Here is a 20,725-nt window from a genome sequence, read left to right on the forward strand (position 1 = left end):
AAATAAAAAAAACGGATCATTTTTTGTGATCCGCTTTAAATAAATTATCTGAAATAGGGCAGAATTATCTAATTTTTAAGGTTTAGGTATTGCCGTTCCCCATTCATCCCAATCTTTGGGTTCTTTATCATTTAAAATGAAATTCTGTTCCTGTTTTGCTTTCACTTGTAATGGTGTTGAAGGTGGTGTTGCAAAAGTGATCCCTCCACGTATAAATTGCTTGAATGTACCACTACGAATAACACCGCCAGTTAAACCAAACGAGAAGTTATATCCTGATGAAAGCCAAAACTCTGTATTATTTCGAACAAGGTATTGGTATTTTTTACTAATACGGATGTGAATTAATACTCTGTCAGACATGTTTCCGAGTTCAAGACCTGTCACGGCACCAACCTCAAGACCACGATAGTAAATTGGCGTACCAATTTGTACTGAACCAGCCTCTGTGGCATTTAATACAAGATTTAATCCATCGAGATAGCGTGAGTCTGTAATGTTGGATGTTTGCAATTCAAATTGACGATATACGCCACCATTACCGGGCTCTGCTTTAATATAAGGTTGAATAAGTGAATCTAAGTTATCTAATCCTGATGCTGTTAATTCAGGAGTAACTACAGCAAAACGACTGCCAGATCTCGCGAAGGTTTTGACATAATCAGGGTAGAGAACTGCTGATACAATTACCGCTTTTCTATCTGATGAAAGGATTAATGATTCGACTTGGCCAATATCAATTCCTAAATAACGAATAGGCATCCCTTCAGAGAGTTTACTTGCATCGTATGTTTTTAGCGTAATTTGTGCACCGATAGCTCGTGCACTAGTTTCTGATGGATAGAGTTTGTAACGTGAAACGTTATTATTGATATTTTCGAAGTTATCAAAACTAATCGCGCCTTTTAATGCACGATTTAATGGTGTTGCTTCAACAGTTAACCCTGAGCCATTAACGGATACTTTAGCAGCCCCTTCAGTCCAGAAGACACTCTTTTCCGTGAGTAGATGGCGATATTGTTTGGAAATATAAACATCAATATCAAATTCATCCATTAAAGGCCGAACATCAGTAATTTCACCGACTTGGAATTGATGATAAAGAACCACTGAACCTTTTTGGATCCCCGGAAGGCTTGATGCTTTTAAAGTGAGTGTCACGGGTAATTCATTACCATTAACACTGGCTTTTGCAAAGAAGTCGTTACGATAAAGGCGATACTGTTCTTTAGGTGCCCCCTTAGTACCTTGAATAAGGTGAATACCTCCCTCAAGCCATTCTTGAGGTGTTGCACCTTGAACTTCAATACCATTTAGACCCATATTGACGTTGATTCGACTATTGGCGACAAATTTACTATTTTCATAAATATAATGCTTATATTCAGGGGCAATAATTGCATCAAAAATAACCCCGTCATCACTCATATTACGTTGAATGATTTGACCAATAGAAATTCCTCTGAAAAGAATAGGTTGCCCAGCATCGACTCCCCAGCTTTCTTCACTGGTTAGAGAAATAATTAATCCATCTTCACCATATATTGCTTTGCCTGCATCTACAGAGGTAGCTGATTGTAAAACGAATTGCTGATTTTCTTGTGCTGGAGGGCTGTTTTCCGGTGAATCAAAAGCAATTGCGCCATTGATTAAAGCAGAAACGCTTTCCATTTTTACAGATACGCCACTTTTTAAATTGAAATTACCTTGAAAGCCAGAGACGTTCCAGAAATGGCTATCTTGACGTATTAAGTGGGCATATTGTTTATCGATACTAAGTTCAATAAAAATACCCTGATTATCAGGGCGAATTGCATAGCTATACACTTTACCAACAGGAACTTGGCGATAATAAACTTGAGAGTCGACATTGAGTGATCCCAGTTTATCTGCTGTCAAAGTGATTAATTGCTGATTTTTATCGATATTAGCTTGAGGACGAACTTCTTGAGCAATAAATTTAAACTGCTTTTCACCGTCACCCGGCAACATACTGATATAGTTACCACCAACTAAAGCATCTAGCCCAGATACACCAGAAAGGCTGGCTTTAGGTGTAACTAACCAAAACTGTGTGTTTTTGCGTAATGCGGTCGAGAGATCTTTGCGGATATCAGCTGTAACAATAACTCGACGTAAATCATCGCTTAAAGTGACATCTTTAACAAGACCCACATCAACACCTTGATAGCGAATAGGTGTTCTGCCAGAGACAATTCCTGATGCTGATTGAAAATCAATCGTGATTTGTACGCCTTTATCTTGCCAATGTTGGAAAAGCAACCAACTAGCAATAAAAATGGCGATAACAGGGAGTAGCCAAAATGTCGAAATTTTACGCTTGCGGCGTATTTGGGCTTGTGTGTCCTGAACGTCGTTTTCTTCTTGTTGCATAAGTATCCCATAGTAAACGACTATCCAACCATTCAACGGCAAGGATAGTAAGAATAACCGCAGTACCAAAATAAAAAGCCGCTGGCCCCATTGTGAAAGTCATCAGTTGATCTCGATTAATCAATGACATCATCAGTCCAATCACAAAGAGATCAAGCATTGACCATCGTCCTATCCAAGAGACAAAACGGTATAGTTTCATTCGTAGTAGAGGATCAATACGAGAATTAAAATGAATGCTTAATAATAAGCCCAACATAATAATAATTTTGAAAAAAGGTACAAAAATACTGGCAATAAAAACAATAATCGCAATTGGTGTATTGCCTGAATTCACTAAGGAAAGTACACCAGAAAAAATAGTGTCTTCACTGCGTTGGCCATTTAAATAGAAGATAGAGATAGGCAATAAATTTGCAGGTATTAGTAAAATTATTGCTGAAATTAATGCCGCCCATGTTTTTTGTAAACTCATTGGCTGTCTTGGGGTATAACAAGATTTACAACGGGGGCAGCGCGTGGATGGCGTTTTTTTAAAATGATAGTGACAAGCATGGCAAGTTGCAGGGCTTTTTTCTATCTCTTTTTGTGGGTAAAAGCGTTGCCAAAGTTGGTCCATATTAATGTTAATTAGCATTAATAAGCTGAGTATCATTAAAGAAACAAAAGCAATTAAGCCATTGCCAATATAGACAGTTGCATAATCGCCTAATTTTATTGTTGCAACACCAAGTCCAATTAAATAGACATCTAACATTACCCACTCTTTCAATTTCCCTAACATCAATAAGACTGGGCGAAGATTAAGGCGTAAGCGAGATCCTAAATGGAGATATAAAATAGCGATGGGGAGGCTAAGCGGTGCTGCAATAGCACAAAAGGCTACCATCGTTGCCGTAAGAGGAGAACCTTGCTCTGACATCATGCGAATACCGTCAAGTACATTCGCCGTTATCATTGTGCCTAATAGATGGATTTTAATCAGTGGCTGAGTAAATGCTATTGATGCCAAAATAAGCATTGTAATAGAGAGAATAAGTAAACGAGTTAATGACCAATATCGATAAGATGCAAGTTTTGCTTGGCAATTAGGGCAATAAGCATCCTCTCCACGTTTTAATGTGAGAGGGAGTGTCACGAGGTGATCACACTCCTGACAGCGTATTGATTTCTTTTCCTTTGTTGCGATATTGTTCACTATGTCGCTCGTTAATTCGCCTAAGTTGGTTTTCTTAAGAGTTATCGTTTGATTAAGCTAAAAAAAAGCACCTATACTCAATGGTTCACAAGTTATCATTTTTATTATATTTATGCCTTTCATTTTACAATACTAAGTGTCTGATTTTTTTTGTGGGTGTTAAGGGAATATTATCGTTTTTTTACCCAATTCTTGAAAATGGAGTATTCAACCTCAAGATAAAATAGGCTAAATTACGAGTATGTTATCTATTTTAGTTACGCAAATAGGGTTTAATGATGCCAAAATCGCTTTTTTATCAGGAACTCACTGATAATTTGTCAGCCTTGTTGTCTGGTGAAAATGATCTTATCGCATCACTTGCTAATACCAGCGCTCTTCTTTACGAGAGGTTAGATACGATAAATTGGGTTGGGTTTTATCTGAATGATGGTGATTCATTAGTCCTTGGCCCATTTCAAGGAAAAATTGCTTGTGTCAGAATTGGTTTTGGGAAAGGAGTTTGTGGAACTGCATACTCTGAAAATAAAATTTTAAGAGTAAGTGACGTTCACCAATTTAGTGGTCATATTGCTTGTGACAGTGCAAGTCAGTCTGAAATTGTTCTACCTTTAGAAGTAAATGGACAAATTATCGGCGTTCTCGATATTGATAGTCCCATTTTTGATCGTTTTGATAAAAAAGATGAAAATGGGCTTAAAGCGTTGTGTGACGTGCTCTGCGAGCATTTGAAAACTTGTCATACAGCAAAATATTGTGAATTTTGTGTAAGTTAACAGGCGTTTGCCATAGAAATTGTTGGCAACACTATTATAATGTCGCTTGTTCATGCCTGCGCTGGTTGGCAAAACCGTTGTAATCAGGAAATTTCATGGAAAATCAACCTAAGTTGAATAGTAGTAAAGAAATCATCGCTTTTTTAGCTGAACGTTTCCCCAAGTGTTTTATCGCTGAGGGCGAAGCTCGTCCTTTGAAAATTGGCATTTTTCAAGATCTTGTTGAAGATCTAAAAGATGAAACTCAACTGAGTAAAACACAGTTACGTTCGGCATTACGCTTATATACCTCAAGTTGGCGCTACCTTTATGGAGTTAAAGAAGGAGCTAAACGTGTCGATTTGAATGGTAATGACTGCGGCGAACTGGAAGCTGAGCATATTGAACATGCTCGTACACAATTAGCAGAAGCTAAAGCGCGCGTTCAAGCTCAGAGAGCAGAACAACGTGCTAAGAAGCGTGAAGCTGAAGGTGATAAGGAGACCAGCAAACGTCCGGCAGCGAAAAAGCCAAACAATACGCGTCGTCAGCCACCTAAAGAGGGTGAAAAACGACAGCCTCGTCCTCAAAAAGCGACTCAAGCACCTCGTAAAGCACCACCACGCCAAAATACCGAAAAGCTAATTCCAGTGAAAGACACCTCAGTTCTTACTGTTGGTCAATCGCTGAAAGTTAACGTTGGTAGCAGCGTGATGGACGCGACGGTGCTAGAGATAGCGAAAGAGGGTGTACGTGTACAATTGCCTAACGGTTTGGCAATGAATGTACGCACGGAACATTTAAAGTTCTGATACGGAGGCCAACCAGAGCATGAACAAACTTTTAAATGTGGCTTTTGCTATCGGATTAACGTTAACAGGCACTTCTGTTGTGATGGCTGAGAAACCAGCCACTCCAGCAATGGTAACTATTGATCAGTTACCCGAATTAAAGCAAGAGCCACAACATTCTACAGTGAGCGAGCGAGTAACCTCTCGTTTTGAACGTTCTCATTATCGCCAGTTCTCGCTAGATGCGAGCTTTTCTGAAAAGATTTTTAATCGCTATCTTAATTTATTAGATTATAGCCACAATGTGTTGCTAGCATCAGATATTGCCCAATTTGATAAAGAAAAAACCAAAGTAGGTGAATATCTGAAGAAGGGCGAGCTTCAGCCCCTTTATGATCTTTTTAATTTAGCGCAAAAAAGACGTTTTGAACGTTTTCAATATGCTTTAAACCGCCTAGATAAACCCATGGATTTAACTGGCCAAGATAAGTTTGAGTTAGATAGAACAAAAGCGCCATGGCCACAAACGCAAGCTGAGCTAGATAAACTTTGGGATGAAAAAGTAAAATATGATTGGTTAACACTGAAACTATCTGAAAAAACAGATAGCGAAGTTAAAGAGACACTAACTAAGCGTTATAAAGCTGCGTTACGTCGTCAAACACAAAGCCAAAGCGAAGATGTTTTCCAAGTCATTATGTCGGCATTCGCCCGCGAAATTGACCCTCATACAAGTTATCTATCACCAAGAAATACAGAAGCCTTTGACTCTGAAATGAGTCTTTCTTTAGAAGGTATTGGCGCTGTATTACAGATGGATGATGATTATCCAATGATCAACTCTATGGTAACTGGTGGTCCGGCTGCAAAAAGCAAAGAGTTGAAAGTTGGCGATAAAATTATTGCAGTAGGGCAACAAAACAAGCCAATGGTCGATGTTGTTGGCTGGCGACTTGATGATATTGTTGCTTTGATTAAAGGGCCGAAAGGGAGCCAAGTAAAATTAGAGGTTATCTCTGATGAGAAAGGCGCTAAGCCAAGAACAATCACTTTAGTCAGAGAGCAAATCCGTTTAGAAGACAGAGCTGTTAAGCTAACTGAAAAAGTCATTAATGGTGATAAAGTTGCAATTTTGGATATTCCAAGCTTCTATGTTGGTTTAACCAATGATGTGAAAACACAGTTGCAAAAAGTGGCGAAAGATAATGTTTCATCTTTGGTTATTGATTTGCGTGGTAACGGCGGTGGAGCGTTAACAGAAGCGATTTCACTGTCAGGATTATTTATTCCAAGTGGTCCTGTTGTGCAAGTCAGAGATAACAATGGTCGTGTACGACAAGATTTCGATAAAGATGATGTGGTTTATTATAAAGGGCCACTAGTTGTTATCGTAAATCGCTTTAGTGCTTCAGCCTCTGAAATTTTTGCTGCTGCAATGCAAGACTATGGGCGAGCATTAATTGTGGGGGAACAAACGTTCGGTAAAGGAACTGTTCAGCAATATCGCCCATTAACCCGTGTTTACGATCAAATGCTAAGCCCTGATTGGCCTGGTTTAGGTTCAGTGCAATACACCATTCAAAAATTCTATCGAATTAATGGTGGTAGTACTCAACTCAAAGGGGTAACACCTGATTTATTGTTACCAAGCTTTGATAGTGCTGAAATGGGTGAAAGCTTTGAAGATAATGCATTGCCTTGGGATAGTATCTCTCCAGCAAGCTATCAGCTATCTGAGTATTCAGACAAGCTAAAAGCGGCGTTCGCACCATTAACTGAACAACATACTAAACGCATTGCAAATGACCGAGAGTTTTCATACATCTTTGCTGATATTCAGCGTTATAACGATGCTAAAGCAAAAGGTGAAGATAAATTTGTTATCTTAAACTTTGCTGAAAGAGAGAAAGAAAACAAAGAGCTAGAAGCCATTAAATTAAACCGCATAAATGAGCGTTTTAAATTAGAGGGTAAGCCTGCGTTGAAATCACTTGATGATTTGCCTAAGGATTATGAGGGTCCAGATCCTTATTTAGACGAAACTGCTAAAATTGCAGTTGATCTCTCAAAAGTGCTTAAGCCTAAGAAATTATTAAATTAAGTTATCAGTTATAACAACAGATACTTAAAGCAACCCCCCAATAGTTGGATAACCAGTTGTTGGGGGGTTTTTATATTTATATTAATCGAGATATAAAATTATCATTGCTAATCAATGTTTATCAGGCATTCCATCAAAAACATTTTTAAGAGAGCCATAATATATTTTAAGGTGAGAGCATTCATGTTTTTAGTTATTCACTATATTAAGTTACCAGTAATATAAATAATTATTAATAAATGGATATTTAAATCTAACTTTATGTAACTTAATTTTTAATTCGAAATATATCTTGAATAACTTTGTAAGCTATAAGAGAGAATACCAGGTTGATTTTTAGATAAGAAATGAGTTTCTTTTCTTATAAGTGGAATAAGAAGATAAAGCGATTATTTATTGTGATTAAGATCTCATTTGATGGCATGTCCATTGCAATAAATGTAACATGTTGTGACAATGATCTCTTAAATTGACATAAAATTACTATAGTATACAGATTATGAAATATTTGCGTCATTTTGGGATATTGACGCGTTAGCTAAAATCTTACCTAAATGATGAGTTATCTTTATTCTATGAGTTCAAAATGTATTTTTAGAGCAACATGTCATAACTGAAATATATATTTTCAGAGTAAGGTTCTCTACGTAAAGGATAATGACTAAAGGCAAATAATCTACTATTTGCTTATGGAATTTTATTACGAAAAAAATAAGTAAATATAAATATGGTGAGATATCCATATTGGATTTTTTATGCCAAAAAATGACTCTATTGCTTGAAATTAGTGCAACTATAAATTTAATCAAAGGTTGTTTTTTAGCTAAATAAATAAAGAAATGGTGTTTTATTAAACTTGCTGAATATAAGTCAGCATAACTTAATTCAAATATTTATTAACCAGGTTGCATTAAGATGAAAGTAAAAAAATTAGTATTGTTTATGCTGTCTCCTTGTTTTTTCGCGGTGAGCGCTGCGAATGCTGCGAATTGGGAAAACTCAATTAAAGAAAGCGCATTTATTTCAGATTCAGAACTTGAGCTTTCTACTATTAATATGTGGAAATACTTAAAAACTGAAAACCGTTTTGATAAAAACGAGCAACGTTACAGAAAGCAAGTTGCTAATGCTTGGGGGCAAAACTTCCAAGCTGATTTCAGATCAGGTTATTTTGGCGGCATTCTCGGATTTGATGTCTCTTATTATGGTGGTATCAAATTAGGCGCAAGTAAAGACTTCGCCTCTCGTGCAATTTTATTTAATGATGATGGTGAAGCAAAAGGCTATAACAAAATTGGTCAGCGTTTTGCAAAAGTTAAATTTGATTTAGATCCTGTTTTAATTAATGGTAAAGCAGGTTGGTTTACCCTGAAAAATACAGGTATTTTTACTAACTCACAGCGTTTATCATTAAACAGCTATAATGGATATGCTACCAATACAGCAATGGGTGATTGGAGCTTAGATTTACTGTTTCTTGACGGTAAAATAATGCGTCGTGATAGCCCAAATATCGACAGAATGTATTTCAATGATGGTAATGGTAATAAACATAATATCGACCACGTTCTTACTGGTGGTATTAACTACAACTCTAAACCATTAAAAGTATTTTATTTCTATGGCCAGGCGGATGATGTATTCCGTCAACACGGTTTAGAAGCAAAATATAAATTAACCTCAGATGTGACTATTGGTGGTGTTGTTTATTATCACGATTACGGCAGTGATGGTAAACGTACATTAAGTGATCCCAATAAAGGTAAACGTAACTTTGATAACGATGCATGGCACTTTGCTGGAACTATGGAGTGGCGTATTCCTGAGTCTCCATGGACAATTCGTACAGGTGTGACTTATACCGATGCGAGCAAAGCGAATGGGGTTGGCCAATTTGCACGTAATCCAATTGGTAATACCCGCGGGCGCTTTAACTCACCTGCTTACGCAGATATTGACTATGTGCGTGATGGTGAAGTAATGGGGGCATTAGAAGCAGCATATAAAGTTAACGAGGAATTATCTGTTGGTGCGCGTACTAACTATAGTGAGTTCAGCTATTCAGGTGAAAGATTAAAACAAGGACAGTTTGGTTTATTTAGTTATTGGAAACCAACAAAAAATCTTTCTGTTTCCTTAAGCGGTGGTATTGGCTGGCACCACCAGCAAGAAAACGACTATACCACACCAAAACTTTATGATGGTCACTCACAACGAGCTCACTCATTATCAGGCTCTATGACAACTACATATCGTTTCAAAATGTAATTTATAGCGTTAATTGAGCTTATTGTTTATATCAGATGCACGGCTTGCATACTTTGTAAGTCGTGCATAAAAATACAGAGGCAGTTGTTCTACCGTTGTTTGTGTCGCGTGAGTTATGGTTTTTATGATAAACATAAACCATTGGCACTATATTAAACGATACAAACCGTTCCTAAGTTAATCCTTCCGTTCGACAACACAGAAAAATCACATCATCTATTATCAATCTCACTTTATACTTAAATTTTTAATGATGCCTAATATTGGGGGTTCACTGGCTATTTTTTTTATCAAAATGTAAAGTTATATCGTTTTTAATATTAAATAAGTTAAAGGGCTTGATAAAATCTAAAAAAGCCTTATTTATAAGACAGATTTTGCAATGTGATAATTAGATAAAATAGGAACAGTATCAATATGATGAGAATTGCATTATTCCTGTTAACAAACTTAGCCGTTATGTTTGTTTTTGGGATCATCTTATCTTTAACAGGTATACAAGGTCGTAGTGTTCAAGGCTTGATGATCATGGCGGGCTTATTTGGCTTTGGTGGTGCATTTATTTCACTATTAATGTCAAAATGGATGGCATTACGTTCAGTGAGTGGTCAAGTCATCGAAAGCCCAACTTCAGAAGTAGAGCGCTGGTTATTAGATACAGTAAGACGCCAATCTGAACAAGTCGGTATTAAAATGCCACAAGTGGCTATTTATGATGCGCCTGATATTAATGCGTTTGCGACAGGTGCTCGTCGTGATGCATCGCTGGTGGCAGTGAGTACCGGTTTGTTAGCCAGTATGAGCCGTGATGAAGCAGAAGCTGTTATTGCTCACGAAATTAGCCATGTTGCTAATGGTGATATGATAACCATGACCTTGCTACAAGGTGTTGTGAATACTTTCGTTATCTTTATTTCTCGTATCATTGCCCAATTCGTTGCTAACTTTATCTCTAATGATGAAGAGAGCGAAAGTAGCAATGGAAACCCGTGGGTATATATGGGTGTTTCAATGGTTCTGGAAATCGTATTCGGTATTCTTGCCAGTATTATTACAATGTGGTTCTCACGTTATCGTGAATTCCATGCAGATGCAGGCTCTGCAAAGCTTGTTGGTCGTGAGAAAATGATAGCTGCATTGCAACGTTTGAAAACAAGTTACGAGCCACAAGAAGAAAGCAGCATGATGGCTTTCTGTATTAATGGCCGTAATAAGTCATTCAGCGAGCTATTTTTATCTCACCCACCATTAGATAAGCGTATTGAAGCACTACGTAACGGTGAGTATTTGAAATAAAGTTGAAAGTTTAATCGCGAACTCTCAAATGAAAGCGCTCGATATGAAAGTATTGGGCGCTTTCTATTTATAAAGAACAGGATCTTTAATCTAAATATTCGCCAAAGTATATCGCCACTTTTTCTTCATTAATTTTCAGATTACCTTTCCAGCCCGCCCACGGCATTTCCATATCAGAGCGACCTTTGGTGTTATTAAGTTGATTTTCTGCAATGGTAATATCGCCGAAATTAGCCCAATGATCCAAAGATAAAGGAATATAGGTATTAGGAATAACACCAATTAAGGCAAGTGAGTGCAAAATACCTCGTTTGGTATATTTATCACCAGAAATTAATTTGGCTTCATTTAACCGCTTTTCAAATTTACCCGGTGTTTCATCTTCAGGTGCATGGCGTAATAACTGGAGTAATTGTTTGAAGATTTCTTTATCTGTTTGTGTTGGGCTAACAGGCGCGACGGTGAGGAGATGTTTTAAATTCAAGTAAGCGTAAGAGGGATTGCCTGTATAAGAATTACCGTAATAGAGGCAATATTGAAAATAGCTGTCATTAATATGTTTTTGCTGATCACCATCACTACAAACCCAACAGCAGGCATATTGAGGCTTCTCTTCATAATCATGTAATGGTAAATTTTGTAACTTATGAAAAGCACCTAGAACAGAGCGACCTCTAAGATAACTGCCTCCGACACCAGCAACAAAAGCATCTAAGCAACGTTTTTGGGTGAGTGATGGATTGTTCTTTAAGCTATTTAATTTTGAAATAACATCAGTGTGATCAGCAAATCTTTCTATGATATTAGGTTGCCAATTGGCCTCAGATAACAAGGTTCGTTCTTTGTCTGAAAGAATATCAAGCTGATACAGTGAGACTTGGCGTTCAGGATCATATTGACTGTTTTCATATTTATAGAGTTTACGTAAAACTCGCATAATTTTTTGCACGATCTTTACCTTGTTATAGTTTTTTATTGATATTGGTGAATGACATAAATAAAAGATATATAAATTAATATAGATACAAAAAAAAGCCAGTTCAAATGAACTGGCTTTATCAATAGATGCAGATAAAGTTTATTTTACTGTAAGTTCAGTTTCTTCATCTTGGTTGAAGACAGCTTTGTCCGTTTGTCCCATAATCTGGCTGGTTATTGTACCCGCTGTCATTGAGCCACTAACGTTTAATGCTGTACGTCCCATATCGATTAACGGCTCTACAGAGATTAGCAGAGCAACTAATGTTACAGGTAAGCCCATTGCAGGTAAAACGATAAGAGCCGCAAATGTTGCACCGCCCCCTACACCAGCAACACCCGCAGAGCTAACAGTGACAATAGCAACTAAAGTTGCGATCCACATTGGATCTAATGGGTTAATGCCCACAGTAGGTGCAACCATCACTGCTAACATCGCAGGGTAAATACCCGCACAACCATTTTGACCAATCGTTGTACCAAAAGATGATGAAAAACTTGCGATAGATTCTGGCACACCAACACGCTTAATTTGTGTTTCAATATTTAGCGGAATACTTGCAGCACTTGAACGGCTTGTAAATGCAAATGCTAATAAAGGCCCCGCTTTTTTGAAGAATTTAATCGGGTTTAAACCTGTAAAGCTCACCAGTAAACCATGAACAACAAACATTAAGCCAATAGCAACGTAAGAGGCAACAACAAAGCTTCCTAATTGAATGATGTCGTGCATATTTGAGCTTGCAACAACCTTGGTCATCAGAGCCATTACACCGTAAGGTGTTAACATCATAACAATACGAACTAGCTTCATGATCCATGATTGTAAGCAATCAATCGCGACTAAAACTTTCTCACCACGAGGCTGATCTTCTTTGAGTAATTTCAGTGCAGCCATACCTAAGAAAGTAGCAAAGATAACAACGCTAATAATCGATGTTGAGCTTGCACCTGTTAAATCAGCAAATGGATTTTTAGGAATAAATGACAAAATAAGCTGTGGCATCGTTAAGTCAGAAACTTTGCCCATATAATTTTGTTCAAGCGCAATTAGGCGCTGTGCTTCTTGTTCACCTTGCACTAAGCCTTCTGCTGTTAAGCCAAATAAATTAGCAATAACAATACCGATTAAGGCAGAAATAGCAGTAGTGAATAATAGTGTACCAATAGTGAGGCCACTAATTTTTCCTAGTGATGATGCTTGATGCAATCGAGCTACGGCACTAAGAATAGAGGCAAAGACTAATGGCATAATGATCATTTGTAACAGCTGTACATAGCCATTACCCACGATATTAAACCAAAGAATAGATTCTTTAATAATAGGATCGTGTGAGTCATAGAATGCGTGTAGTGCTAGTCCAAAAACAACACCAAAAACTAAACCAACAAGAACTTTCTTTGAAAGGCTCCACTGACGTTGACTTAATTTAGCCAAGATGAGTAATAGCACAACAAAGACGAGTACGTTAATGATTAACGGAAAATTCATCTTAACTCTCCAACGAGATCTTTATTTATATAATTTCGACGATTGTATGCGATATGAGTTCTTAGGTAATAAGAAAGGATATAACAGCACCAATTCGTTATATGGTAACAGGATTGTTAATAACTTTTTATAATTAATTATTATTTTATATAATCGTTTGGTTATAAAGACAAGGAAATTAGGCATAAAAAGATGTAAGAATTTATAAATAGATAGAGAAACGTAGGGTTTTGTCTGGGGGTGTTAAAAATTAGTGCGCTTATCGTGGTACATCTGTAACCAGTTGTTGACTTGCGAAGGCAGGGTAACAGTAAGGTGAGGTGGTAAAAAAAGTGCACCAACAAGGATCAAAACAGAGATAAATCTCTCTCCTTTTTTATTATTCTTTTTACCTAAAATAGGTAATGCAAAACGCATTTTTAAAGGCCATAAGAAAGGAACACCAGCTGGAGTTAACATATCGGCAATGAGATGGCTAAGATAGCCCAATAAAAGAGCATGGAAGATATCAGCAGAAATATCCCAACGTGGTGAAACTTGGGTTTCCCATAAAATAGCCAACCCACAAAATGCAAGCAAGCTATGTGTAAAACCTCGGTGACCACAGAGTTTTGATAGAGGTAGAGAGATAATACGGAATAATCGCCCAAGAACAGAACTAGGGTGATCTAAGTCAGGTAGAAGCGAGCCCAATAAGACAGCAGGGATCATGTGAAACCAATCACCATGAGCAAGAGCTGGCGTTATTTCAAGCTTCTGCGCTAACACTAGTGTTGCTACAGAAAAAAGTAGATGTCCTTCTGCTGTCATTCCATGTCTGTTTGTTTGCTGTTCATTTATACAGTAATAAAGTATAAAAGGTTTTGACGATAACTAACAGTCAAAAAAGACAAAAATTGTCTTAAATATTAAGGAATAACAGGAATGTTTTATTCGATTGGTTTAAAAGTGATCGAATTTAGGATAAAAAACTAAAAAGTCAGATAAAGGTAAGTGGGCATTAAACGAAATGCACAAGTGGAAGCCTTAAAGACAAAAAAGAGTGAGGAGAGTTGTGAACATTGAAAATAGAATAAAAAGGATATCTTACAAGGCAGGATATCCTTTTTATTTATGGAAACTAGCCTAATAAATGCAGTTGCGTTAGTTCATTGAGTGATGCAATTTTTACATCAGCTAAGCCCCATTGTTTATCATTAAATTGTTCTGTTGCTGGTACAACAATAGAGCGCATTCTTGCTCCTTTACAAGCAATCATACCATTGCGAGAATCTTCTAATGAAACACAGTGGATAGGGTCTAGATTAAGAGCTTTAGCTGCGTTTAGATAAACTTCTGGGTGAGGTTTGCTGTGTGGCAATTCATCGGCAGATACGACGGCAGAGAAGTAATGGCGAATATTAAACAACTCAAGTACACGCTCAAGCATAAAGTCAGGAGATGCGGATGCCAGTGCAATTTTTAACCCTGATGATTTGCAAAGCTCTAAAGCATGCTCAACACCCGGTAATAGTGGCTTTGTTTCTTCAACCAATTTGACAACACGAGAAACCATTTTTTGTTTTGCTTCTTGTTTTGAAATGCCTTGCCAAGGTGATGCTCTATACCATAAATCAATGACTTCGTTTATTCTTAACCCAACCATATCGGGCATTGCAGATGAGAGGGATAAATCGACGCCTAATTCAGCAAAGACCTCATGTTCTGCTTGCTGCCAAAATGGTTCAGAGTCGATTAATAAACCATCCATATCAAATATTGCAGCTTCAATAGGGAATTTAAAAGACATGTTACTCTCCATAAATAAGGTCTATGTTGTCGAGTGGCGATTGTAGCAAGAGTTACAAGGAAAATCTTTTTAATCAGTTTCTTATTTATTGTGTAAAATAAATAGAGAGAATAGCTACTATTAATTTATTGTCGTATTAGCCGTTAATTAGACTACGATAAACAGATAAATATTGACGAATTCTACTTAGTGAGGATGTGATGAGTTATCAATATGCAGGATTGTATGCCATTTTAAAGCGTGTACTTGGGTGGCTTATTTTTATTCCTGCCTTTATTTCGACAGCCGTATCATTGACAGGATTGGCTGCAATACAACGCCCAAGTGGTGATGGTGTAAATGCCGTAATTAATGACTTTTTTCGTGTATTAGCGGAAATGGTGCAATTTAATACACCTTTCTTAGGTTTTTTCTGGCGAAATTCACCTATCCCTAATACACAAATGGGATTTAGCCAAGAAAATATTACTTTTTTTGTTATCTTTCTTTTTATGTTTATTGGTTTAGCATTTAGTGCATCAGGATTACGAATTTATCGCCAAGTAAAATATTTGAAGGAAAATATACAAGATCAGCTGATTATAGAACGCGCAATGAAAAGTGGTGTGACGGCTGAGGAATTGCAACAAAATATCAAATTGCCTCGACATACTATATTTACGCAAATTATGGTGCTTTATCTTTCACCTCTAGTTGTCATTGCAATAGGCTATTTCTTGATGAAATTCTTAGGATGGTAATACTGCTTTAAAGTAAAGTGAACGAGGACGGTTCATTTATATTAACTAAAGGGAAAAATAAACCTCGCACAACTGAATCTGGCGAGGTTATATTTTTAGTTTATGTATCTTATCTCATCACTACTTCACTCGTTTCGTATTAAGGTGTTGCTAATAGGTCGTCAATTATTTTTCTAACTTCTAAATAATTTTCTTCTCCCCCAAATAAGTTACAACGGTTAAGGAAGAAATAGAGTTGGTAAATAGGCTGACGTGATAAAAACTTATCTGATAGTGGCCAAACACTTTGATAGCCATCGAAAATATTTGCAGGTACTGCTGTGCAAAGCGGTAACATCGCGATATCACACTCTCGATCCCCCCAATAACAAGCGGGATCAAACACCGTACCTTCTGATTGACCAATTGCAGCACAGTTTTTAGGCCATAAGTTACCGTGAAGCAGGGAGGGTTGAGGGGTATGATCAGCAAGGCGATGATTGATGATTTTAGTGATCTCGTCGATATCCCCAAAAACCATGCCTTTCTCGGAAGCCAGTTGTAGCTGAAAGCCAATACGTTTTTCAGAATAAAAGTGATTCCAGCGTTTTTCCCAGCTATTGAGTTGAGGAGTGGTATCGATTTGGGTATCGAAATCAAAGCCATAACTAGGTTGATCTTCCCACTGATGTAGCCTTGCTAGCTGTTGTCCGAAGCAGTAGGCGCTATGAGGTGTAAATGGTTGAACAGGCAAAAACTCAAGAAGTAGGAAGCTGGCATCTTTACTATTACCGATACCAAGAACCCGAGGAGTTCGAATTGTTTGGCTTTTTGCTAACATTTCGAGTTGTTCTGCCTCATTTTTAAAATTAGGCAGAAATTCACGCAAGTTGGATTTCACAAAAACAGGCGTATCACCATAATAAATTTTCCATGTATGATGAATATCGCCACTAGAAAGGTGAATTTTTTCGTTTATCTTTGCTGAAAATCCTAAGTTTGATTCCAGTAAACGACCTATATTCTGCCACATACTTACACCTCGCAAAGTTGTTTACTTAGTAGACCCAAATAAAATAATAACGAGCGATGTTTATGCTATGACAATAACACTTTAATTAAATCAATAAAGTATAAAGCTAAAAAACGGGATAATTGTCCCGTTTTTGCTAAGATAAAGAATATTATCAGGCGCTAGCGGGTTTTGTTTGTCGCTTTATTTTTGCTAATTTAATCTGATTACAGAGTAGCGCAATAATAAAGAATACAGCTTGCGTTAGCACAATACATGGGCCTGTTGCTCCATCAATATGGAAACTAATAAATGTTCCTATAACGCTAGATGCGACAGAAAATACAATTGCTAACATAATCATGCGTGAAAAACTGCGTGTTAATAAATACGCGGTGATCCCTGGTGAAATAAGCATAGCGACAACCAAAATAATCCCAACAGCTTGCATTGAGGCAACGATGGTTAATGCCAAAATAGACAGTAATCCATAGTGTAATAATGTGACAGGTAAACCAACAATTCTTGCTTGGTTAGGATCGAAGCAATAAAGCATAAAATCTTTTTGCTTAATAAGCATAATAGTGATGGTGATTACACAGATAATACTAATTTGAGTTAATACATCCGGCGTAATGCCTAGAATATTACCAAATAAAATATGCATTAAATGTTGGTCTGTATCGACACTGGCAAAAATGACCAACCCCACTGCAAACATGCCTGAAAATACAATTCCCATCACGGTGTCTTCTTTAATGCGACTGTGATCTTTTAAATAACCCGTGGCAAAAGAACAAAAGAGTCCAGAAAGAAAGGCGCCTACGGTTAATGGGATTGCGGTGACGTAAGCAAGAACGACTCCGGGCAAAACGGCGTGAGAGATTGCATCCCCCATTAAAGACCAGCCTTTTAATACCATATAACATGATAAAATGGCGCAGGCGATACCTATAATAATAGCTGCAATAATAGCGCGTTGCATAAACGGATATTGAAAAGGCTCAATGAAAAACTCCATCAACTCATTCATAGTTTCACCTCTTCTGATTTTGTTGATCCTTTATGTTGATGGGATTGTGTGATCAACTGTTGTGAACTCTGACGAGCACGGCGGCGAGCTGCCAACATACCGTGTTTAGGCGCAAATAAGAAAGCCAACAAAAAGAGTGATGTTTGCATTGTAACAATTACGCCACCTGTTGCACCATTAAAGAAGTAGCTAAGATAAGCGCCTACTGCACTTGTGATTGTACCAATACAGATAGCAATAATTGCAAGTCGTTTAAATTGGTCTGTGAGTAAATAAGCCGTTGCACCGGGCGTCACTACCATAGCAATGACAAGAATGGCGCCAACAGTTTGAAGCGCTGCAACAGTACATGCGCTCAAAAGAGTAAAAAAGATAATTTTTAATTTTAGTGGCGATAAACCGATTGATTTTGCATGAACTTCATCAAAGAAAACTACCAGTAAGTCTTTCCAGATGCAAAATAAGACTAAGAAAGAGACGCCTGTAATAATCACAACTTGCCATACATCTTCATCAGCAATGCCTAAAATATTTCCGAGAATGATGGTCTGAACGTTGACGGCTGTCGGTTTAAGAGAAACCAGCAACAGACCAAAGGCAAAAAAAGTGGAGAAGATAAAACCGATAACGGCATCTTCACGAAGTCGTGTGATATGACGAATAAATGTCATTGATAATGCGGCGAGCAAACCCGTAAAAAAAGCACCGACTGCGTAAGGCAAACCTAATATATAAGCCCCTGCAACACCGGGAACAACTGAGTGGGAAAGGGCATCTCCCATTAACGACCAACCTTTCAAAATAAGATAGGATGAAAGAAAAGCGCAGACGGCACCAACTAAGGCACTTACCCAAATCGCTTTCACCATATAGTTATATTCAAAAGGTTGCAGGAGTAAATCTAGCATGGCTAATCTCCTTGTTTGCGCTGGCTTTGGTGCGCTGGAGTGTGTTCTTCTTGATGACCATAGAAGACGGCAGCACGTTCATCATCGGTAATGACAGTGAGCGAGCGAGGATCGTCATCATCATGAAGATCAGAACCTGATAGGCTAATGTGGCGTAATACACCACCAAATGCGTGTTCTAAGTTTTTCTGCGTAAATGTCGTTTCAGTTGGGCCACTGTCTAATACTGTTCTATTGATCAAAATAACGTGGTCACAAAATTCAGGAACACTTCCCAAGTTATGCGTTGAAACTAAAACTAAGTGACCTTCTTCACGCAAATTACGTAATAGCTCAATAATGGCATTCTCTGTTTTAACATCAACACCAGTAAATGGTTCATCAAGTAATAAAACAGTACCTTCTTGAGCCATTGCTCGTGCTAAGAAAACACGTTTTTTCTGGCCACCTGAAAGTTCACCAATTTGGCGATGTCCCAAACCTGACAAGCCAACGCGTTCTAATGATGCTTCAACAACCTCATGGTCGCGTTTTGAAGGAATACGAAAAAAGCCCATTTTTCCATAACGTCCCATCATCACAACATCAGAAACGAGGACAGGGAAATTCCAGTCAACTTCTTCTGTTTGCGGAACATAGGCGATCATATTTTGTTTTAATGCCTGTTGGATCGGGCTATCGTTTAATGTCACTTTACCTTTAGAGGGCTTTACCAGCCCCATAATGGTTTTAAATAGTGTGGATTTACCACTGCCATTGATACCCACTAGGGCACAAATAGTGCCGCCAGTGATAGAGAAGCTTGCATCAAAAATAGCCGTATGACCATTGTTGTAAGTAACAGTGGCATTATCAACAGCCAAAGTAGGATTAGCTTTTATATTACTCATTGCCCAAATCCTTTCGCAATTGTATCTACTGTAATAGTAATTAAATCAATATAAGTTGGAACTTCGCCACCTTCAGCGGAAAGTGAGTCAACATAAAGAACACCACCATATTTTGCGCCAGTTTCTTTGCTGACTTGTTTAGCGGGTTTATCTGAGATTGTACTTTCGCTAAAGACAACAGGGATCTTGTGTTCTCTAACAGTATCAATCACATATTTAACTTGTTGTGGTGTGCCTTGTTCTTCTGCATTGATTGGCCATAAATAAACTTCTTTAAAGCCATAGTCATTGGTTAAATAGCTGAATGCACCTTCACTCGTTACTAACCAACGCTCTTCTTGTGGAATACGAGATAATCTTTCTCTTAATGGTGCATCAAGTTGTTTAATTTTTTCTGCGTAATTTGCTGCATTTTGATTATAAATAGCTGCATTATCTGGATCATGTTCAACAAGCGCTTTACGAATATTTTCAATATAGATTAATGCATTATTCGGTGACATCCATGCGTGTGGATTAGGATTGTTTTTGTAAGCACCTTCACTGATTGCCATTGGTGTAATACCTTCAGTGACAACAACTGCGGGTACGTTACGTAATTCATTAAAAAAGCGTTCAAACCAACGTTCAAGATTTAAGCCATTCCATAAGATAAGATCTGCTTTTTGAGCTTTTACAATATCTTTAGGAGTGGGTTGATAATCGTGAATTTCAGCACCGGGTTTTGTGATTGATTCAACAATCGCTGCATCTCCAGCCACATTTTGAGCGATATCTTGAATAATAGTAAATGTGGTGACAACTTTTAGTTTATCTTTTGCTTGTGTAGGTGCTGTTAAAAATACGGATGCCATAAGGCATAAAGCCGTAAGTGAAAGTTTGTTTACAGAGCGAAATATATCCATATTATTATTGCCTTATAGTTGCAGAGTTATTTTCTTAATTGATAATGATTATCAATATCATCTCAAGAAAGTCAAGTTATCTCTGTGTAAAAAGCTTCATTTGATAACGACTGGAAATAAGATAACAACATGTATTCCAATAAATGTTAAGTAGATTGTCGATTTTTGTCACAAAAATTAACAATAGTTCGTAACT

17 protein-coding genes are annotated in these 20,725 nt (G+C 37.5%); 6 read left to right on the forward strand and 11 right to left on the reverse strand.

The annotated features are described in order from the left end of the window. Nucleotides 1-75: 75 nt before the first annotated feature. Both GWJ01_RS06245 and yebS read right to left on the reverse strand, forming a co-directional pair. Nucleotides 76-2,394, reverse strand: coding sequence for a PqiB family protein (locus GWJ01_RS06245; RefSeq protein WP_109402501.1), 2,319 nt, complete (start codon nt 2,392-2,394; stop codon nt 76-78). Then, nucleotides 2,336-3,637, reverse strand: coding sequence for a membrane integrity lipid transport subunit YebS (yebS, locus tag GWJ01_RS06250; protein ID WP_375804067.1), 1,302 nt, complete (start codon nt 3,635-3,637; stop codon nt 2,336-2,338). Before yebS ends, GWJ01_RS06245 begins: the two co-directional genes overlap by 59 nt. A gap of 233 nt (nt 3,638-3,870) precedes the next feature. Between yebS and GWJ01_RS06255 the strand changes: the two genes are divergently transcribed. From GWJ01_RS06255 to htpX, 5 genes are all read left to right on the forward strand, one after another. Then, complete coding sequence (locus GWJ01_RS06255) at nt 3,871-4,368, forward strand: GAF domain-containing protein (protein ID WP_109394228.1); 498 nt, start codon at nt 3,871-3,873, stop codon at nt 4,366-4,368. 95 nt (nt 4,369-4,463) lie between these two features. Continuing rightward, nucleotides 4,464-5,159, forward strand: coding sequence for an RNA chaperone ProQ (proQ, locus tag GWJ01_RS06260; protein ID WP_109394229.1), 696 nt, complete (start codon nt 4,464-4,466; stop codon nt 5,157-5,159). A 19-nt stretch (nt 5,160-5,178) separates the two neighbouring features. Then, nucleotides 5,179-7,239 (forward strand): carboxy terminal-processing peptidase, encoded by a 2,061-nt coding sequence (gene prc / locus GWJ01_RS06265; RefSeq protein WP_109394230.1) that lies wholly within the window; start codon nt 5,179-5,181, stop codon nt 7,237-7,239. 915 nt (nt 7,240-8,154) lie between these two features. Next, entirely contained in the window at nt 8,155-9,507 is a 1,353-nt protein-coding gene (locus tag GWJ01_RS06270) for an OprD family outer membrane porin (RefSeq protein WP_109394231.1), read from the forward strand. Between the two features lie 417 nt (nt 9,508-9,924). Further along, a complete protein-coding gene (gene htpX / locus GWJ01_RS06275) occupies nt 9,925-10,803 on the forward strand; it encodes a protease HtpX (protein WP_161710862.1) in 879 nt (292 codons plus the stop codon). Between the two features lie 85 nt (nt 10,804-10,888). On the opposite strand, the gene GWJ01_RS06280 is transcribed toward htpX, so the two are convergent. From GWJ01_RS06280 to hxpB, 4 genes are all read right to left on the reverse strand, one after another. Beyond that, nucleotides 10,889-11,752, reverse strand: a complete 864-nt coding sequence (locus GWJ01_RS06280; protein WP_227003175.1) for a hypothetical protein — start codon at nt 11,750-11,752, stop codon at nt 10,889-10,891. 129 nt (nt 11,753-11,881) lie between these two features. Further along, nucleotides 11,882-13,273, reverse strand: coding sequence for an L-cystine transporter (locus tag GWJ01_RS06285; RefSeq protein ID WP_109402498.1), 1,392 nt, complete (start codon nt 13,271-13,273; stop codon nt 11,882-11,884). Between the two features lie 243 nt (nt 13,274-13,516). After that, nucleotides 13,517-14,083: a metal-dependent hydrolase gene (locus GWJ01_RS06290; RefSeq protein WP_109402497.1), complete on the reverse strand. Its 567-nt coding sequence runs from the start codon at nt 14,081-14,083 to the stop codon at nt 13,517-13,519. 310 nt (nt 14,084-14,393) lie between these two features. Beyond that, nucleotides 14,394-15,062, reverse strand: coding sequence for a hexitol phosphatase HxpB (hxpB, locus tag GWJ01_RS06295; protein WP_109402496.1), 669 nt, complete (start codon nt 15,060-15,062; stop codon nt 14,394-14,396). Nucleotides 15,063-15,262: 200 nt separating this feature from the next. Between hxpB and GWJ01_RS06300 the strand changes: the two genes are divergently transcribed. Next, nucleotides 15,263-15,802: a YniB family protein gene (locus tag GWJ01_RS06300; protein WP_109372526.1), complete on the forward strand. Its 540-nt coding sequence runs from the start codon at nt 15,263-15,265 to the stop codon at nt 15,800-15,802. A 139-nt stretch (nt 15,803-15,941) separates the two neighbouring features. On the opposite strand, the gene GWJ01_RS06305 is transcribed toward GWJ01_RS06300, so the two are convergent. The 5 genes from GWJ01_RS06305 to GWJ01_RS06325 form a co-directional block, all read right to left on the reverse strand. Further along, nucleotides 15,942-16,814: a fructosamine kinase family protein gene (locus GWJ01_RS06305; protein ID WP_109402494.1), complete on the reverse strand. Its 873-nt coding sequence runs from the start codon at nt 16,812-16,814 to the stop codon at nt 15,942-15,944. 154 nt (nt 16,815-16,968) lie between these two features. Then, a complete protein-coding gene (locus tag GWJ01_RS06310; RefSeq protein ID WP_109402493.1) occupies nt 16,969-17,826 on the reverse strand; it encodes a metal ABC transporter permease in 858 nt (285 codons plus the stop codon). Beyond that, nucleotides 17,823-18,734: a metal ABC transporter permease gene (locus tag GWJ01_RS06315; RefSeq protein WP_098943142.1), complete on the reverse strand. Its 912-nt coding sequence runs from the start codon at nt 18,732-18,734 to the stop codon at nt 17,823-17,825. Before GWJ01_RS06315 ends, GWJ01_RS06310 begins: the two co-directional genes overlap by 4 nt. A gap of 2 nt (nt 18,735-18,736) precedes the next feature. After that, nucleotides 18,737-19,624: a manganese/iron ABC transporter ATP-binding protein gene (locus tag GWJ01_RS06320; protein ID WP_161710863.1), complete on the reverse strand. Its 888-nt coding sequence runs from the start codon at nt 19,622-19,624 to the stop codon at nt 18,737-18,739. Next, entirely contained in the window at nt 19,621-20,478 is an 858-nt protein-coding gene (locus GWJ01_RS06325; protein WP_223672508.1) for a metal ABC transporter substrate-binding protein, read from the reverse strand. The genes GWJ01_RS06320 and GWJ01_RS06325 overlap by 4 nt, the downstream gene beginning before the upstream one ends. Nucleotides 20,479-20,725 lie beyond the last annotated feature (247 nt).

The sequence above is a fragment of the Proteus sp. G2618 genome, from assembly GCF_009915995.1.
GTDB lineage: Bacteria > Pseudomonadota > Gammaproteobacteria > Enterobacterales > Enterobacteriaceae > Proteus > Proteus terrae.